10 protein-coding genes are annotated in these 15,146 nt (G+C 71.3%); 5 read left to right on the forward strand and 5 right to left on the reverse strand.

The genetic code is table 11. The annotated features are described in order from the left end of the window. Positions 1–16 precede the first annotated feature (16 nt). Positions 17–4,126 (forward strand): type VII secretion protein EccCa, encoded by a 4,110-nt coding sequence (gene eccCa, locus ABH920_RS04910; protein ID WP_370347237.1) that lies wholly within the window; start codon positions 17–19, stop codon positions 4,124–4,126. Positions 4,127–4,187: 61 nt separating this feature from the next. Here eccCa and ABH920_RS04915 read toward each other — a convergent pair whose 3' ends face one another. From ABH920_RS04915 to eccB, 3 genes are all read right to left on the reverse strand, one after another. Continuing rightward, entirely contained in the window at positions 4,188–5,324 is a 1,137-nt protein-coding gene (locus ABH920_RS04915; protein ID WP_370347239.1) for a hypothetical protein, read from the reverse strand. Further along, a complete protein-coding gene (locus tag ABH920_RS04920) occupies positions 5,321–5,677 on the reverse strand; it encodes a PadR family transcriptional regulator (RefSeq protein ID WP_194916875.1) in 357 nt (118 codons plus the stop codon). The genes ABH920_RS04915 and ABH920_RS04920 overlap by 4 nt, the downstream gene beginning before the upstream one ends. A gap of 77 nt (positions 5,678–5,754) precedes the next feature. Beyond that, complete coding sequence (gene eccB, locus ABH920_RS04925) at positions 5,755–7,152, reverse strand: type VII secretion protein EccB (RefSeq protein WP_370347242.1); 1,398 nt, start codon at positions 7,150–7,152, stop codon at positions 5,755–5,757. A gap of 20 nt (positions 7,153–7,172) precedes the next feature. Between eccB and ABH920_RS04930 the strand changes: the two genes are divergently transcribed. After that, the gene (locus ABH920_RS04930; RefSeq protein ID WP_370347244.1) at positions 7,173–8,558 is read left to right on the forward strand and encodes a hypothetical protein; all 1,386 of its coding nucleotides are present in this window, start codon (positions 7,173–7,175) and stop codon (positions 8,556–8,558) included. Positions 8,559–8,613: 55 nt separating this feature from the next. Next, on the forward strand, positions 8,614–9,948 hold the full coding sequence (locus tag ABH920_RS04935; protein WP_370347246.1) for a M20/M25/M40 family metallo-hydrolase: 1,335 nt from the start codon (positions 8,614–8,616) through the stop codon (positions 9,946–9,948). 79 nt (positions 9,949–10,027) lie between these two features. On the opposite strand, the gene ABH920_RS04940 is transcribed toward ABH920_RS04935, so the two are convergent. Both ABH920_RS04940 and ABH920_RS04945 read right to left on the reverse strand, forming a co-directional pair. Continuing rightward, entirely contained in the window at positions 10,028–11,590 is a 1,563-nt protein-coding gene (locus ABH920_RS04940; RefSeq protein ID WP_370347248.1) for a hypothetical protein, read from the reverse strand. Between the two features lie 132 nt (positions 11,591–11,722). After that, a complete protein-coding gene (locus ABH920_RS04945) occupies positions 11,723–12,484 on the reverse strand; it encodes an SOS response-associated peptidase (protein WP_370347250.1) in 762 nt (253 codons plus the stop codon). 138 nt (positions 12,485–12,622) lie between these two features. On the opposite strand from ABH920_RS04945, the gene aroA reads away from it, so the two are divergent. Together aroA and rsgA are read left to right on the forward strand one after the other, a co-directional pair. Further along, entirely contained in the window at positions 12,623–13,987 is a 1,365-nt protein-coding gene (gene aroA, locus ABH920_RS04950) for a 3-phosphoshikimate 1-carboxyvinyltransferase (RefSeq protein WP_370347252.1), read from the forward strand. Beyond that, on the forward strand, positions 13,987–15,063 hold the full coding sequence (rsgA, locus tag ABH920_RS04955) for a ribosome small subunit-dependent GTPase A (protein ID WP_370347254.1): 1,077 nt from the start codon (positions 13,987–13,989) through the stop codon (positions 15,061–15,063). The genes aroA and rsgA overlap by 1 nt, the downstream gene beginning before the upstream one ends. The last annotated feature ends 83 nt before the right edge of the window (positions 15,064–15,146 follow it).

Genomic DNA, 15,146 nt, shown 5'->3' on the forward strand with positions numbered 1-15,146 from the left:
CGAATACCCTTCACGAATGAGCACGACCTCTGTCAAACGCGGACCGCGTCGCCCGGCGCCGGAAATGCCGAGCGGCACCGTGGTCCTGCACCCGCCGCCGGAGGTGCCGCGCGGTGGCGGGGATGGACACTGGGCGCTGAACCTGCTGCCGATGGTGGCCGGCCTGGGTTCGGTCGTGTTCTTCTTCGTGCCGGGTGCCAATGCCCTCATGATGATCGTCGGGGGTCTGACGTTCGCCTCCAGCCTGGTGTTCGGAGCGGTGACGGCGGTTCGGCAGCGAAGCGGGGGCAAGGGCAGGCTCGTCGACGCGCGCCGCGACTACCTGAGGCATCTCGCGAATGTCCGCTCCGAGGTGACCGCTGCGGCGCGGGCCCAGAAAGTGGCGACGCGCTATGCGAATCCGGACCCGGACACGTTGTGGAGCCTGGTCGCGCTGCGCGAACGACTCTGGGAACGACGGCAGTCCGACCCCGACTTCCTGACGGTACGGATCGGTCGGGGCGCCGCACAGCTCGCGACGCACCTGGTGCCGCCGGAGACCGCTCCGATGCAGGAGCTGGAGCCGATGTGCGCGGACGCGTTGCGGCGCCTGCTCGCCGTCCACGGGACGCTGCCCGATCAGCCGGTGGCGATCCCGCTCCGGTCGATCGCGCGCCTCGCGGTCAGCGGTGCGCCGGGCGCGTCGGCGGTGTGCGCGCTGCTGGCGCAGCTCGTGACGTTCCACTCCCCCGACGACCTCAAGATCTGCGTGGTCGCGGACAGCGACCGGATCCAGCACTGGGACTGGTTGAAGTGGCTCCCGCATGTCGAGCACCCGAGCGCGCTGGACGCCGCCGGGCCGCAGCGGATGATCTACGACGACAGGACGGACGCCGAGGCGGGACTCGAGGAACTGCTGGCCGAGCGGCCACGGTTCACGCCGATCGTCTCGCTGATCGACCGGCCGCACGTGATCGTCATCTTCGACACCGCGTCGGCAGCATCATCGGACTCGTATACCTCTGCTTCCACGTCCTCTTCGATGGGAGCCGGCTCGCCGACGGCATCGACCGGGCCGTCCGCGCCGCTGATCTCCGACGCCGGCCTGCTCGGCGTGACGATGGTGGAGATCGACGCCGAGCCAGCTGGCGCGCGCCCGAAGCGGCACCGGATGGGACTGCACATCGCGAACGACCGGACCGCGACGGTCGAGATTCCGGACGGCCGGTCCGGTTCCGACGACCGCGCCTTCCCGATCCGGATCGACACCCTGTCTCTGGCGCAGGCCGAAGCTCTGGCCCGCCAACTGGCGCCGTTGCGATTGTCGGCGGGAGGCGGAGACGAGCCGCTGTTGTCGGCGCTGGACTTCACCGACCTGCTCGGGATCGAGGACGCGGCCGAGATCTATGCGCCGAGCTTGTGGCAGCGTGGCTCAGCCTCGCCGCACGACCGGCTGCGCGTGCCGATCGGAGTCGGCGAGGACGGCCAGCCTGTCGTGCTGGACCTGAAGGAAGCCGCGCTCGGCGGCATGGGCCCGCATGGCTTGTGCGTGGGAGCGACCGGCTCGGGAAAGTCCGAGCTCCTGCGAAGCCTGGTCGCGGCTTTGGCCCTGACGCACTCGAGCGAGCAGGTGAACTTCATCCTGGCCGACTTCAAGGGCGGGGCGACGTTCGCCGGGTTGGCAACCCTGCCGCATGTGGCAGCGGTGATCACCAACCTCGCGGACGACCTGACGCTCGTGGACCGGATGCATGATGCGCTGACCGGCGAGCTGAACCGCCGCCAGGAGTTGCTGAAGCGCGCCGGGAACGTGAAGAACGTGCACGACTACGAGAAGGCACGCGCGGGCACCGCGGATCTGGTGGCACTGCCCTCGCTGCTGGTGGTCGTCGACGAGTTCTCCGAGCTGCTGACCGCGCGGCCGGAGTTCATCGAGATGTTCCTGCAGATCGGCCGCATCGGGCGATCGCTCGGCGTCCATCTCTTGTTGGCCTCACAACGATTGGAGGAGGGACGGCTGCGCGGACTGGACACGTTCCTGTCCTACCGGCTGGGGTTGAAGACGTTCTCGGCCGCCGAGTCGCGGGCCGTGCTGGGCGTATCCGACGCCCACAGCCTGCCCAGCGTGCCCGGCTCCGGATATCTGAAGTTCGACAACGAGACGATGACCCGCTTCAAGGCCGCGTATGTGTCAGGGCCTTACGGCAAGGACAAGGCCCTCGCGGTCCCGGCGGCACGCAGCCCGCTCCACCGGCGGCCGGTCTGGTTCACCGCGCTGCACCAGGCGCCGGTCGTCGCGTTGCGTACCGACGTGGCCGAACCGGACCCGAGCGATACAGCGGCAGCCGCACAAGAGGCGGTCGCCGAATATCAGAAGTCGTCCGTGACCGTGCTCGACGTGATCATCGACCGGCTGACCGGCTTCGGCCCGGCGGCGCACCAGGTGTGGCTGCCGCCGTTGGCCGAGTCGCCGACCGTGGACGAGTTGCTGCCCGGCATCATGGTCACCGCGGACCGGGGGCTCTCGGCAACGCGCTGGCGGGCGAACGGTCAGCTGCGGGTGCCGGTCGGCATCGTCGACCGGCCGGCCGAGCAGCGGCAGGATCCGCAGGTGCTGGACCTGTCCGGCGCCGGCGGGCACGTGCTGGTGGCCGGCGGGCCGAGGTCGGGGAAGTCGACGACGCTGCGGACGCTGCTGTTCGCGCTCGCGCTGACGCACACGCCGGCCGAGGCGCGCTTCCTGGTCGTGGACCTCGGAGGCGGGACACTCGCGCCGCTCGGCAGGATGCCGCACGTCTCGGCGATCGCGGGCCGGGCGAATCCCGATCTGGTGCGGCGGATGGTCGCCGAGGCGATCGGGGTGCTCGACCGGCGGGAGGCCGCAGGCGGGACGGCGGCGGGCGGAACGGCGGCGGCCGGGGTGGACCAAGGACATGTGTTCCTGGTCATCGACGGCTGGTCGGCGTTCCGGGACGAGTTCGAGGCGTTGGAGCAGGACGTCGTGGACATCGCACGGCGAGGGCTCGGATTCGGCGTGCACCTGCTGGCGTCCACCGGCCGGTGGGCGGATGTGCGGGCGCAGCTGAAGGACGCCGTCGGGACCCGGCTGGAGCTACGTCTCGGCGATCCGATGGAGTCCGAGATGGACCGGCGGGCCGCGGCCGAAGTGCCGCAGGGCGTGCCGGGGCGAGGCGTGACGCGTCAGAAGCTGCACACGCTCGGGGCGGTGACGGACGAGCCGCCGGAGGAGTTGGCGTCGGCGATCGCGAGGGCCTGGCAGGGCCCGCCGGCGCCGCGGGTACGGATGTTGCCGTCGCAGGTCGCTTATGGCGAGCTGGTCTCGCATCGGCGACCGGGCACGCGGCCCGGCGCGACGGTGGTGATCGGGATCGAGGAGGCTCGACTGCTGCCGGTGGCGCTGGATTTCGAGGCTGAGCCGCATTTCGTGGTGTTCGGCGAGGGCGAGGCTGGGAAGTCGAACTTCCTTCGGCTGCTGGCCACCGGGTTGGTCGAGGAGGTCGCGGCGGGGCGGCTGGAGGCGCGGTTCATGGTCATCGACTACCGCAGGAGCCTGATGGGGGTGGTACCGGAGGAGTTCAGCGCCGGGTACGCCGTCGCCGGGCCTGCGGCGCAGTCGATGATGTCGCAGTTGGCGGAGGCGTTGCGGGACCGGTTGCCGGGGCCGGAGGTGACGGCGGAGCAGCTGCGGACGCGAAGTTGGCGGACGGGGAAGGACGTGTACGTGTTCGTCGACGACTACGACCTGGTGGCGTCTCCGACGGCGAATCCGTTGGCGCCGCTGGTGGAGTTGCTGCCGTACGCGCGGGATGTCGGGTTGCATGTGGTGATCGCGCGGCAGAGTGGCGGGGCTGGTCGGGCGATGTTCGATCCGGTGCTGCAGAAGCTGCGGGATTTGACCACGGCAGGGCTGTTGTTGTCCGGCGACCGGGATGAGGGGCCGCTGGTGGGAGCCGCGCGGCCGAGTCGGCAGCCGGTGGGGCGGGGGCAGTTGGTGCGGCGGCGGGGTGGGACGGTGCTGGTGCAGACCGCTTTGGTGCCGGAGCCGCGGTGGGATGAGGACGAGGACGCCGGTGGCGTAGGCACGGACGTGCTGGAAGGCAGTCGGGCCGGTCCTGCGGCGGGCTAGAACGCAGTTCAGCCCGACACGGCCGAGGCCGTGTCGGGCTGTTCCGTCTCACGGCGCGGGATCAGGGGGCTGAGGCGCTCGACGACGGCTGGGCCGGCGAGGAGACGGGGATGACGTACCCGGACTCGGGTGCCGGACCGCCGCCGACGGCGGGAGCGGGAGACGCGTGGCCGCCGCCTGCGCTGATCGTGCTGGTCGCGACGAGGAGGCCCGTGAGTGCCAGCAGTCCGGCGGCACCGACGCCGGCGATGATGGCCAGCGATACGCGGGACGCCGCGGGTCCGGGGCGGAGGTGCGCGCGGTTGACGAGGTACACGGCGGTCGCGGCCGGGGCGGCGAGGATCAGGACGACGGTGGTCGCGGCCAGCCAGCCGGGTGGGTTCCAGCCGGTATGGGTGGTGACGCAGTGACCCAGGCCGTCGCAGTTGGTGTAGGAGCCGGAGTCGTCCGTGGCGGCGAAGGCGAGGAGGCCACCGGCGATGCCGCCGGGGAGGATGAGGGTGCCGATCAGCTTCTCGAGGCGGGACCAGCGCGGGGAGGTCCAGAGGAGGACGGCGCCGATGAACCAGCCGATGCCCGCGAGGAAGCCGCCGAGGAGAAGGAGGGTGACTGCGCAGACGTCGAGGGTGCCGAGGGGGTAGGGCGGCCCTTGGAGCACTGGTTGCGGCGCGGGCGCGGGATACCCGGGCGCCGGGGGCAGGGGCGGCGGATAGTCGGCGAGGGCGGCGGCGACGATTTCGCTGGGGTCGCCGAGAGCGGCGAGGATCGCGCGGACTTGGGTGAGCTCGTCGGCGGGTGAGAGGGAAGGCGTGGCAGCCCCGGCCGACCCAGCAGCGCCGTTGGGAGCCACATCAGCCGAGCCGGTGCTCGGATCGGCGGCGCCGATGACATCGCCAGCCAGCGAGCCAGCCACGTCGTCGGAAGACGCGGCATCGCCGCCGGACCCGCTGGCACCCGGACCAAAAGCGCCGGTGCCCGAGCCAGCGCTCAACCCAGCGACGCCGCCGTCGGATTCACCGTCGCCGACATCCCCCGCCCCGCCCCCGCGCGCCGCCTCCCGCAGCTCGGCGAGTGCCACCTCGATGTGGCTGCGCACGTCCTCCAGCAGCTCGGTGCGGGCGTGCCAGGGGAGGCGGGACGCCTCGCGTTCCAGGTCGGTCAGGTAGGCGGTGATCAGTTCGTCTGTGGCCGTGCTCATTCCCCCACGCTCCCGTCTTGGGAAAGGAAGTACTCGACGCCGTCGCGGAAGCGGCTCCACTCGGCGGTGAACTCGTCCAGGGCCTTCACGCCGTCGGGGGTCAGGCGGTAGTAGCGGCGGGGTGGGCCGGTGGGCGATTCCTGCCAGGCGGTTTCGACCAGGTGGTCTTTGCGGAGGCGGGACAGCAGGGGGTAGATCGTGCCTTCGCTGGTGACCAGGGCGTCGACTTCGCCGAGTTCGCGCAGGAGTTCCACGCCGTAGCGTTCGCCGTCGCGGAGCAGGGCCATGACGCAGAACTCGAGGACGCCCCGCCGCATCTGGCTCACCGCCTTCGCTGCACCGCCAGGTTCCATGCGTCACAAGGTACTCGGTGTCGCAGGGATCGACAACCCGTTCGGGGAGAAGCGAAAGAAGGAGCAGAAGGGGTAAGTCAGGGTGCCGGTTCGGCGGGCTGGCCGGCCTTGACCGGGTCCAGCGGCGGCCCCAGCGGCACCAGCCGCAGCCACTCCGACGGCACCTCCGACGAGGCGATCCCGTCGTACCCCAGCCGCTGCGCCGCCACGCCGACCAGCTCGTAGCGCAGGCCGGTGTCGGTCACCAGGTAGTCGGGCGCCGTCGCGGGGTCGCTGCCGGACTCGCGCACGATCGTCCCGTGCCCGGACCGCACCACCACCATCTCGCCCCCGGTCCCCAGGGACTCCGGCAGCGACGGCCGCACCGCCACCGCCATGTGCGCACGCCCCTGTTGGTCGAAGACCCCGGAGAAGGTCGCGCACAGGACCGCGGCGGCGCCGGCGGCGCTCTGCGAGGCCGTCGAGAAGTGCGGCGGGACGGCCGGCCAGGACAGTGTCTGCGAGGCCGCCGTCGTCACCAGCATGTCCGGCGTCACCTTGTCCGCGGTCAGCGTCGTCTCGGTGAACTTGTACTCCGCCAGCCGCGGATCGCGCCGGTAGAGGTCGTACATCGTCGGCGTCACCGCCGCGATGCCGTCGCCGGTCACCAGGTAGTACGCCGACACCGCGCCGCCGGGGCCGAGGGTCCGGCCGAACATGCCGATCCGGTTGAAGTTCGGGGGTGCGGGGCGCGGGTCGGGGCCGCCGTAGCGGCCGGAGACGGTCGGGACGCCCAGGACGTCGCCCGCCGACAGGCCGCCGAGCCAGGCCGACGGGACCCGCCGCGGCTTCACCGAGGAGGTGCCGAAGGCCGCCGCGACCGACGCCCGGTCGCCGACCCGGTACTTCAGGCCGTCCTCGATCACCCACTGCTCGCCGGACTCGTCCTGGACCAGCAGCGCTTCGGGGTCCGACAACACGCCCGGGGCGGTCGGGCCGCCGACCGGGAAGCCGATCTCGACCGCCGCCTTGCCGGCCGGGGTCACGCAGGCCGTCCAGTCCTTCAGGTCCAGGTTCGCGACGGCCGGCGGGGAGCTCGGCACCTTCGGCAGCCCGACCGCCGGCCCGACGTGCTGCAGGTACGGCGCCAGCTGCGACGGCTTCGGCTGCGAGACCTTGGGCTGCGGGCCCAGCATCAGCTGCGCCGAGGTGGAGTTCAGCACCGGATGCAGCCGGCCGTCGAGCATCACGTACTGCGTGCCGGTCCCGTCAGCGATCAGGTCCTTCTGCCACGCGACCTTCGCCCGCGGATGCAGATACCCGACGACGCCCGCCGTCCCCAGCGCGACCACGACCACGATCGCCGCGACGAACAACGTCCGGAACGGCCGCGGCACCCCCTCGCCGACCCCGCCCGCACCCGGCCGCAACAGCGCCCCGATGACCCGGCGCCGCGAGAACTCGGCGGCGGTCAGCTGCTCCTTTCGCGTCGCCATTCCCCGTACGATACGTCCTCATGCGGACCTTCGCAGGCATGGGTCTGGCGCTGGCCGCCGAAGTCGCCGCGGCGGGTGGCCTGGCCGCCGCCTGGCGCCTGCGGACGCGCCGAAAGCAGCCGGTCACCGCGGCCGCCGACCCGACCGCGGTGGCGTTGAGGCTGGGCCGCGCGGGCATCGCAAAGCAGGAAGATCAAGACCTGGACAAAGGTCGGGACAAGGGCGCCAGGACCCCGGTCCCCGACCACGTCAGCGCGGTCCTGGAAATCGAGCCCCTGGACGCCGTCCTGCCCTCGGCCGACCCGCCCGCCCCGATCCCCTCGCACATCCTGACCGGCCTGCGCGCCGACCCGCTGCTCGGACTGGCCGACGTCCGCCTGGTCCAGCACGTCCAGCCGACCGGCGCCGGGCTTCCCGAGCGCTCACAGGCCGGCGCGTCGTACCAGACCCTCAACCACGACGTCGCCCGCCGCCTCGGCACCGAGCCGATCCCGGCCGCATGCCTGACCTGGCTCGCGTTCCGCCTGGAGCTGCCCGGCAGCCACCGCCACGCGCTGGCCGCGCGCGCCGCCGGACCCATCCTGGCGCGCGGCGGCGGCATCACCGGAGCGCAACGCACGCTCGACAAAGCCGCCCGCACCGCGTCGGCGAAGCTGGCCCTCGCCGGCTACCGCACCATCACCCTCGCCGACGACGACTACCAACCCGGCTTCCGCAGCGACCTGGTCGAGACACACGAACGCCTCAATGAGGACACCGACCAAGCCCCCGACGCAGCCACAGCGGCCCCCGGCGGCGTCCTGATCGGCGTCGACCCGGCACACCGCCCGGTGACCCTCGGCCTCTTCCGCCGCACGACCCTGAGCGCCGCGGTCGTCGGCAGCCTGCACCTGGCCCAGATACTGGCTCTCCGCTGTGCCGCGGTCGGAGCCCGGGTGATCGTCGAGACCGCTCGCCAAGACGAGTGGGACCCGGTTCTCCTGCACTCCGGCCTCGACGCGGCGCGCCTGGCCGTGCAACCGGTCGGACGCCCGGTCGGCAATCCCGGATGGCCCGCGCCGAGCATGGCCAACCCGCTGCTCGTCCTGCGCGACTGCGGCGCCCGGCCGCCGTACGCGACGGTGCCGCGCGGGCCGTGGACGGCGATCGTCACCCTGCTCCCCTACTTCGATCCGCGCACCGCCGGTTATCTGCGCGACGCCGATCTCGTGGGCCTGCAACGGATGCCCCGCGAGGAGGCGGCGATGGCGCGGCACCTGCTGGCCCTGCCCGACAAGGACACCGCCGCGCTGCCGGACCTGCCCGATCCGATGGTCCTGTGGCGTTCCCGGAAGCGGACCGTGCGCTTCTGTGAGCTGGCCTCGACAACGTGGGAGGAAGCTTTTCTCGGCGAGCCCGTGCGCTGAAAAAAGCCCCTTCCAGCCCGGTCCGGGCGAAGATCCGGCAGCGTAGGGTTGGAGCATGACGAGCACCGCGGACCCCGAAGAAGTCCCCTACGGCGAGGTCGTCGGCTTCCTGCGCGACCTCATCCGGATCGACACCTCGAACCCGGTCAAGCCCGAGCGCCCGGCGGCCGAATACGTGGCCGAGAAGCTCGCCGAGGCCGGCCTCGACCCCCAGATCTTCGAGTCCGAGCCGGGCCGGGCCAGCGTGGTCGCCCGGATCGAGGGCTCCGACCCGAGCGCCGACGCGCTGCTGCTGCACGGGCACCTGGACGTGGTGCCCGCCGACCCCGCCGACTGGACCTTCGACCCGTTCGCGGCCGAGGTGCGCGACGGCATGGTGTGGGGCCGCGGCGCGGTCGACATGAAGGACATGGACGCGATGATGCTCGCCGTCACGCGCCGCATGCTCCGCGAGGGCCGCAAGCCGCGCCGCGACGTGGTGCTGGCCTTCCTGGCCGACGAGGAGGCCGGCGGCAACTACGGCGCTAAATTCCTGGCCAAGGAGCACCCCGACCTGTTCGACGGCGTGTCCGAGGCGGTCAGCGAGGTCGGCGGCTACTCCTTCGAGGTGTCGCCGGAGCTGCGCTTCTACCTCATCGAGACCGCGCAGAAGGGCCTGGCGTGGATGCGCCTGCAGGCCCGCGGGCAGGCCGGGCACGGCTCGATGATCAACGACGACAACGCGGTCACCGCGCTGGCCGAGGCCGTGGCCCGGATCGGCCGCCACGACTGGCCGGTCACCCTGACCCCGACCGTCACCACCTTCCTCACCGAGGTCACCGAGGCGCTCGGCGTCGACTTCGACCCGAAGGACCCGGCCTCGGCCCGGGCCGCGGTGGCGAAGATCGGCCCGCTGGCCCGGTTCATCGGCGCCACGCTCCAGCACACCGCGAACCCGACCAAGCTGGAGGCCGGGTACAAGGTGAACGTGATCCCCGAGCGCGCCTTCGCCGAGGTCGACGGACGTTTCCTGCCGGGTCTGGAGCAGGAGTACTTCGCCGAGATCGACAAGCTGCTCGGCCCGGACGTCACCCGCGAGTTCTCGCACTACGACATCGCGCTGGAGGCGCCGTTCGAGGTGCCGCTGGTGGAGAAGATGATGGCCTCGCTGCAGGCCGAGGACCCGGCGGCGCGGATCGTCCCCTACTGCCTGTCGGCCGGCACCGACAACAAGACGTTCGGCGTGATGGACATGGGCCGCGGCCTGATCCGCGGCTACGGGTTCGTGCCGCTGAAGCTGGACCCGAGCCTGGACTTCGCGGCGATGTTCCACGGCGTGGACGAGCGGGTGCCGCTGGACGCCCTGGAGTTCGGCAGCAAAGTGCTCGACCGGTTCCTGACAGTAGCCTGATTCCCGTGAAACATTGACCGATGATCGGCCGAAGGCCCGGCCCCGTAACGCGATTCGGGGCCGGGCCTTCGCTGTGGTCTCAGTCGTGGTCGTGGTCGGGGGAGAACAATCCGTCGACCTTCTGCGACCGGCGCCGTACCGGCTCGTCGGGTTCGGGATCGGTCAGCGCCAGATAGCCGCTGCCCGGCTGGAACGAGCTGAGCTGCTGGGTCCGCGTGTTCGGATCGGCGACCAAGGACGGCACCTGGACCGTGCGCCGGTGCTCCTCGTCGAGCGCCTTCGGGTCGATGCCCGACTCACCCAGCGCGCGGCGGCTGGCCTTCTCGTAGAGGTTCACGTAGCCGCAGCGGACCGTCAGGCACTTGGCGAGCCGACCGGTGATGCTCTCGAAGAAGTCCTTGCGGTAGGCCTCGTCGGTGACTGCGGAGACCGCGAAGAAGAACGCGGAGAAGGTGGTCAGCAGGATCGCGGTGCGCAGGAGCGGCTCGGAGAAGAAGAGCTGGGTACCGGGGACCCGCGCCGGGAAGCCGAAGAGCCTGCCGGGTTCGATGATCTTGTACCAGGCCTTCGCCTGCTCTTCGTCGAAACCACAGAGCCGCTGGATGGTGCCCAGGTCATGTTTCGGCAGAGCGACCTTGCACTCCGGCGTCTTCAGCCAGTCCGCGATCTGCCCATCCGTCACCGCGAGCTTGCCCAGGGTCACGAAGTAGAGGAAGACCACCACCGACAACAGCAGGATCTGGATCACCTGCGTGAAGGCCAGCACGAACAGCATGTTGACCCGCTGCCGCCGGTCGGTCCGCAACTGCGGCAGCTCGTCGTCGAGCTCGCCGACGTGCTCGTGCAGCGGTGTGTCGGCGGACGCGGCGACCACGGCCTCCAGGTAGTAGTCGCCCTGCAGGTCCTTGATCTCGCCGGGCAGCCGCACCATCAGGAACAGCAACGTGATCGCGGCGAAGAACAGCGCCGTATACCAGAGCTGGCTGCGCTTGTCGAAGGACGAGGCTATGTGCCACATGTCCACGTTCAGGAACAGGAACGTCCCGAACAGTGCGAGCATCGGCAGCGCCTTGCTCGCCAAATTGCCCAGGTTCCCCAGCTCTTCGAACGAGTGCCGTAGCGCCCACTTGAGCACCGGCAGGATCGCGTACGCGACCAGCAGGTATGCCAGGCCCAGCACCCCGATGTTGGCGGCGAAGTCCGCTACCACCGCACCCCAGCCGGCCCCCGACAGCTTGCCGACCACCGGCCCGAGCAGCACCAGCAGCGTGATCTCCAGCGGCCCGATCTTGCGCGGCCACCGGTACCAGCGCCGGGGCTGCCGGACCAGGTTGGCGACCAGCATGATGACCAGCACCGCCGCGAGGCCGATGGCCCCGCCGATCAGCCGGTCCTTCCAGGTCACCGTCTTGCTGGTGAGCTCCAGCCCCATCTGGAGGACGACCAGGACGACGAACAGCGGAAGCGCGCGCGTGAAGACGTCGTCGGTGGCCTTGTAGTTCTCGATGAAGTGCGGCAAGCCGCGTTTGATGAACCATTTCTCGACGTCGTCGAGGTGCAGGTGCGCGTCGGCCAGAGCGCGGCGTTCGTCGCGCTTGGCCGCCATGGCACGCGCGCCACGGGACATGGTGGGCGTACTCACGGTCCCCCCGGAGAGTGAGGCTGTTGAGGTGTGCTGGATGAAGACCCGCCGATCCTAGAGCATGCCAACCCCCTGTCACACCAGGGCAGAACCCTGCCTCAACGCCTCGGGAGCCGCGCGGCCCGGACCCTGTTACTCGGCCTCCAGCGGTACCACCAGTTCAGGGCCGTTGTTCCGCACAGAGTTCACCGCCGAGGAGACCGGATAGGTGTCCAGGTGCGGATCGCGGCCGGCGTCCAGCAGACCGAGCAGGGCGTCGGTGTCGCCCTCGCCGGAGCCGTAGTCGGGGTCCAGCCAGGTGTCGAAGTGCGCGCGCGGAACGATCACCGGCATCCGGTCGTGGATCCGGTGCAGCCCGCCGACCGAGGCGGTGGTGAGGATCGTCGCCGACCAGAGCCAGGCCGCCGGGTCCTCCTTGTCCTCGATCTCCGGGTCGCGCCAGAGCTCGTACAGACCCGCGAAGGCCAGGGCGTCGCCGGACGCGTCGTGGATGAAGAACGGCTGCTTGACGGGCTTCTCACCGGCCGGCTTGTACCACTCGTAGTAACCGTCGGCCGGGATGATGCAGCGGCGCTTCATGAAAGCGCGTTTGAACGACGCCTTCTCGGTGATCGTCTCGATGCGCGCGTTGAACATCTTCTGGCCGATCTTGCGGTCCTTGGCCCAGGACGGCACCAGGCCCCAGCGGACCTCCTTGAGCTTGCGCACGGCTTCGGCGCCGGGCTCGGCGTCCCGGGGGCGCCGCTCGATCGCGGCCACGACCGGATCGGTCGGGGCCACGTTGTAGTTCGGCTCGAAGGTCTCGACGACCTGCTCGAACATCTCCGGCTGCCCGATGCCGAGCTGGTCGGCCAGCTGCGAGGGATCGGTCTTCAGCACGTAGCGTCCACACATGTACCGAGCTAATCACGGGATGCCCACAGGAACCTCCTCCTCCGGCCCGGAAGCGGTGGCGAAAACGCGCGCCCCGCACGGGGCAACCGGCACGCGACACCCCCAGCGGTGATCGGGCGCACCGACTAGCCTTGACCCATGACCTCCGCCGAGAAGACCCTGTGGTCCGCGCCGTCCGCCAGCCGTCCCGTGACGGCGAACGTCCGGGTCCCCGGGTCGAAGTCGGCGACCAACCGCGCGCTGGTGCTGGCCGCGCTGGCCGACTCGCCCTCGACGATCACCGGCGGGCTGCGGGCCCGGGACTCGGTGCTGATGGTCGGCGGGCTGCGCGCGCTCGGCGTCGAGGTCGACGCCGGCGAGAAGCTCGACGCCCCGGTGTGGCGGATCACCCCGCCGAAGCGGCTGCGCGGCGGGGACGTCGGCGACGTGGCCCGGGTCGACGTCGGCCTGGCCGGCACCGTCATGCGCTTCCTGCCGCCGGTCGCGGCGCTGGCCGACGGCCCGATCTACTTCGACGGCGACGTCTACGCGCGCTCCCGTCCGATGGGCACGCTGCTGCAGTCGCTGCGCGACCTCGGCGTGCGGATCGACGACGGCGACCGCGGCACCTTCCCGTTCCTGGTCGAGGGCACCGGTACGGTCCCCGGCGGGCTCGTGGAGCTGGACGCGACCGCCTCCTCGCAGTTCATCTCGGCGCTGCTGCTGGCCGGCTCCCGGTACGAGCACGGGGTCGAGGTGCGGCACGTCGGCGGCCCGATCCCGTCGCAGCCGCACATCGACATGACGGTGGAGTTCGTCCGCGCGGCCGGCGGCACCGTGGACGCCTCCGAGCCGGGGCGCTGGGTCGTCACCCCTTCGGTCCTGCGCGGCCGCGAGTGGAGCATCGAGCCGGACCTGTCCAATTCCGCTCCGTTCCTGGCCGCGGCCCTGGTGACCGGCGGGACGGTGACGGTCGCCGACTGGCCGGCCGCGACCACCCAGGCCGGGGACGCTTTGCGGCACCTGCTGCGGGAGATGGGTGCCCGTGTGGAACTCACGACAGCGGGGCTGACCGTCTCCGGCGGGGCCGGCGTGCACGGCCTGGAGGCCGACCTGCGCGACGTCGGCGAGCTGACGCCGACCCTGGCCGCGATCGCGGCGCTGGCCGACTCGCCGTCCCGGTTCACCGGCATCGGCCACCTGCGCGGCCACGAGACCGACCGGCTGGCCGCGCTGGCCCGGGAGATCAACGGCCTCGGCGGCGACGTCGTGGAGGAACCGGACGGCCTGCTGATCCGCCCGGCGAAGCTGCACGCCGGCGTGTTCGCCACCTACGACGACCACCGGATGGCCACCTCCGGCGCGGTGCTCGGCCTGGCGGTGCCCGGCGTGGAGGTCGAGAACATCGCCACCACCGGCAAGACGCTGCCGGACTTCCCCGCGATGTGGGCCGCCTTGCTGGACGGCGACACCGACGGCGACGGCGCCCAGGAAACCCCGGCCCCGACGGGAGCCCACAGCTGATGGCCGGCGCCGGCCGGAAGCTCGACAGCTACGACGAGAGCGACGTGCGGGTTCGAGCGAACCCGAAGGGCAGCCGGCCGAGGACCAAGAGCCGCCCGGCGCACGAGGACGCGGCGACCGGCATGGTGGTCACCGTCGACCGCGGCCGCTACACCTGCCTGGTGCCGGACAAGAAGAAGAACCGCGCCGTGACCGCGATGACGGCGCGCGAGCTGGGCCGCGAGCGGATAGTGGTCGGGGACCGGGTGGGCCTGGTCGGGGACCTGTCCGGCTCGCCGGACTCGCTGGCCCGCATTGTGCGCGTCGAGGAGCGGCGTACCGTGCTGCGCCGGACCGCCGACGACACCGACCCGGTGGAGCGCGTGCTGGTGGCCAACGCCGACCAGCTGGTGATCGTCACCTCCTTCACCGACCCGGAGCCGCAGCCCCGGATGATCGACCGCTGCCTGGTCGCCGCCTACGACGCCGGTATGACGCCGTTGCTCTGCCTGACCAAGGCGGACCTGGTCATAGCGTGGGAAGAGGACGCGCTCCTGGATATGTACCGGCCGCTGGACATCCCGATAGTGGTGTCGGCGAACGCCTCCGGGGCCAAGGACCTCGCGGCGCGGCTGGCCGGGCGGACTTCCGTGCTGGTCGGCTCCTCGGGCGTGGGGAAGTCCACGATCTTCAACAAGCTGGTGCCGACGGCGTTCCGGGCCACCGGCCGGGTGAACGCGGTGACCGGGCGCGGCCGGCACACGTCGTCCTCGGCGCTGGCGCTGGAGCTGCCGGGCAAGGCCGGCGGCTGGGTGATCGACACGCCCGGTGTGCGCTCCTTCGGGCTGGCGCACGTGGACGTCAACCGCCTGATCGACCACTTCCCGGACCTGGCCGAGGGTACGGAGAACTGCCCGCGCGGCTGCCAGCACGACTCGCTGGCGCCGGAGTGCGCGCTGGACGCGTGGGTGGCCGAGGGGCACGCCGACCCGGCGCGGCTGAACTCGCTGCGACGGCTGCTGGACGCGCGGCTCGGCGCGGAGGCGTGGGGTGCGTCGACCGGGTTGGCCGAGTCGGGCGAGTCGGCAGAGAGCTGATCGAGGCAAGGCGCAGAGCCGGGCACGGAGAAAATACCGCCGTGCTCCGCACTCCCGTTCGCGTATCGTGAACCGGGCCGGTC

The sequence above is a fragment of the Catenulispora sp. EB89 genome (assembly GCF_041261445.1).
In the GTDB taxonomy this organism is placed as follows: domain Bacteria; phylum Actinomycetota; class Actinomycetes; order Streptomycetales; family Catenulisporaceae; genus Catenulispora.

Bases quoted from the DNA above. Each gene is read 5' to 3' on its own strand.
- eccCa (WP_370347237.1), top strand. From the start codon at position 17: ATGAGCACGACCTCTGTCAAACGCGGACCGCGTCGCCCGGCGCCGGAA.
- ABH920_RS04915 (WP_370347239.1), bottom strand. From the start codon at position 5,324: ATGAGCACGGCCACAGACGAACTGATCACCGCCTACCTGACCGACCTG.
- ABH920_RS04920 (WP_194916875.1), bottom strand. From the start codon at position 5,677: ATGGAACCTGGCGGTGCAGCGAAGGCGGTGAGCCAGATGCGGCGGGGC.
- eccB (WP_370347242.1), bottom strand. From the start codon at position 7,152: ATGGCGACGCGAAAGGAGCAGCTGACCGCCGCCGAGTTCTCGCGGCGC.
- ABH920_RS04930 (WP_370347244.1), top strand. From the start codon at position 7,173: ATGCGGACCTTCGCAGGCATGGGTCTGGCGCTGGCCGCCGAAGTCGCC.
- ABH920_RS04935 (WP_370347246.1), top strand. From the start codon at position 8,614: ATGACGAGCACCGCGGACCCCGAAGAAGTCCCCTACGGCGAGGTCGTC.
- ABH920_RS04945 (WP_370347250.1), bottom strand. From the start codon at position 12,484: ATGTGTGGACGCTACGTGCTGAAGACCGATCCCTCGCAGCTGGCCGAC.
- aroA (WP_370347252.1), top strand. From the start codon at position 12,623: ATGACCTCCGCCGAGAAGACCCTGTGGTCCGCGCCGTCCGCCAGCCGT.
- rsgA (WP_370347254.1), top strand. From the start codon at position 13,987: ATGGCCGGCGCCGGCCGGAAGCTCGACAGCTACGACGAGAGCGACGTG.